Source organism: Streptomyces sp. URMC 123, from assembly GCF_051386515.1.
In the GTDB taxonomy this organism is placed as follows: Bacteria; Actinomycetota; Actinomycetes; order Streptomycetales; family Streptomycetaceae; genus Streptomyces.
The window spans coordinates 1-1,856 of sequence record NZ_JBPQTV010000575.1 but is presented as its reverse complement, the minus strand read 5'-3'; the positions used below and the strand labels follow the sequence as shown (position 1 = coordinate 1,856).

Annotated in this window: 3 protein-coding genes; 1 reads left to right on the top strand and 2 read right to left on the bottom strand. The window is 72.8% G+C overall.

Annotated features, from left to right (window positions below):
- Positions 1–96 precede the first annotated feature (96 nt).
- Together ACSNOD_RS30885 and ACSNOD_RS30880 are read right to left on the bottom strand one after the other, a co-directional pair.
- The gene (locus ACSNOD_RS30885; RefSeq protein WP_436770385.1) at positions 97–597 is read right to left on the bottom strand and encodes a DUF1772 domain-containing protein; all 501 of its coding nucleotides are present in this window, start codon (positions 595–597) and stop codon (positions 97–99) included.
- Positions 598–641: 44 nt separating this feature from the next.
- A complete protein-coding gene (locus ACSNOD_RS30880; RefSeq protein ID WP_436770384.1) occupies positions 642–1,031 on the bottom strand; it encodes a VOC family protein in 390 nt (129 codons plus the stop codon).
- Between the two features lie 103 nt (positions 1,032–1,134).
- Here ACSNOD_RS30880 and ACSNOD_RS30875 point away from each other — a divergent pair, with 103 nt between their 5' ends.
- Complete coding sequence (locus ACSNOD_RS30875) at positions 1,135–1,794, top strand: TetR/AcrR family transcriptional regulator (protein ID WP_436770383.1); 660 nt, start codon at positions 1,135–1,137, stop codon at positions 1,792–1,794.
- The last annotated feature ends 62 nt before the right edge of the window (positions 1,795–1,856 follow it).

Below are 1,856 nucleotides of genomic sequence, written 5' to 3'. Positions count from 1 at the left end.
TCCGGGACGGGGGCCGAAAGTCGCCGGAGGGGCGGGCCGGGCCCGGCCGGGCGTCGGGCGGCGCTCCCCTTGACGTCCCCGCCTCGTGTCCGCGGCTCAGGCCCCCGGACCGGGCGCCTGCCGCAGCGCCCAGACGAGGCAGCCGAAGGCTCCCGTGTGCAGCAGGGCGCGGACGGTGTTCCAGGCCACCCAGGGCCCCTCGAAGGCCGCCCGGGCGGCGCCGAGCGGCCCGTCCCCTGCGGTCGGGGAGACCGCGTCGAGCGCGTTGTTGAGGGGCACGTTCCGCGTGCCGGTGACGAGGAAGGCCACCGCGTACAGGGCCAGCGCGGCGACGATCCACGGCAGGGCGCCGGCGTCCTGCCCCTTCGCGGACAGGAACACCGCGAGACACAGCAGGGGGAGCGGGAGCAGAAAGGGGGTCAGGAAGAAGCCGTTCAGGATCTCCCGGTTGATGTGCTGCATGGCCTGGACGAACCCCCGGTCGTCCAGCCGGGCCAGGGCCGGCATGACGGCGCAGGCGAAGACGCCGAACAGCCCCGCCATCAGGCCGGCCCCCACGGTGGCGGCCACCAGCGCCACGGTCTGCAGGGTTCTCACAACGGCCTCCGGTCGCTGCTGGACGGGGTGTGCGGGCGGGCGGGTCAGGCGTCGGCCGGCGTGACCCACTCGACGAACTGGACGATCACGCCGTTGGGGTCGGTTATCTGGAACAGCCGCTCGCCCCAGGGCTCCTCCCGCAGCGGCATGGTGATCTCGACGCCCTCGGCCCGCAGCCGCTTCTCCTCGTCCTCCAGCCCGCTGACGGTGAAGGCGAGGATGAGGCCGGCGGCGTGCTGGTCGCGCTGCTCGGGCGGCAGGACCTCGATGCCGCGGCGCAGCAGGACGAGGTCGACCGCGGCGTCCTCGCGGTGGAGCGAGGCGAAGCCGTCGGCGGCGGCCACCTCGGTGTAGCCGAGATGCGTGGTGAAGAACGCCTGGGACGCGGCGACGTCGTCGACGGTGAGGGAGACGGTGGAGGTGGAGACCTGCACGATGAGGCTTCTTTCCTTCGGAGTAAATTTACCTTCGACGTAACTTTAAGCGGGGCGCATGGCGACTGTCAACATAAATTTGCGACCGATGTAAGGTTCCCCCATGGGTATCGAAACCACGGCCGACGCCCCAGCCGGCGAACTGGGCCTGCGCGAGGCCAAGAAGCGGGAGACCCGGCAGCTGATCTCCGACCACGCCACGCGGCTCTTCCTCCGGCAGGGCTTCGAGCGCACGACGATCGCCGAGATCGCCGTCGCCGCCCGCGTGGCCAAGAAGACCGTGACCAACTACTTCCCGCGCAAGGAGGACCTGGCCTTCGACCACCAGGAGGAGTTCGTCGCCGGCCTCGCCCGCACCGTCGCCGCCCGGCCGCCCGGCCAGTCCGCCCTGACCGCGCTCCGGCTGGCCTTCCAGGACGCCGTCGCGGCACAGGACCCCGTCGTCGGCTTCGCCGGGCTCGAGTTCTCCCGGATGATCGCCGACAGCCCTACCCTCTCGGCCTGCCTGCGCGCCCTGCACGACCAACGCGAGGAGGCACTGGCCCGCGCCCTCGCCGAGGCCACCGGCGCGCGCCCCTACGACATCACCGCCCGTACGGCCGCGGCCCTGCTCGGCGGCGTGCACCGCACCCTCTTCCAGCGCATCCAGGAACTCACCCTGGCCGGCCGCACCGGCTCCGACATCGCCGCGACTCTCAGGGAGGAGGCCGCCCGCGCCTTCGACCTCCTCGAACCCGCGCTCGCCGACTACGCCCGGGACTGACCGCCCGGGGCCGACCGCCCCGGACCCCGGACCCCGGACCAACGGCCCCGGGCGGTCAGTCC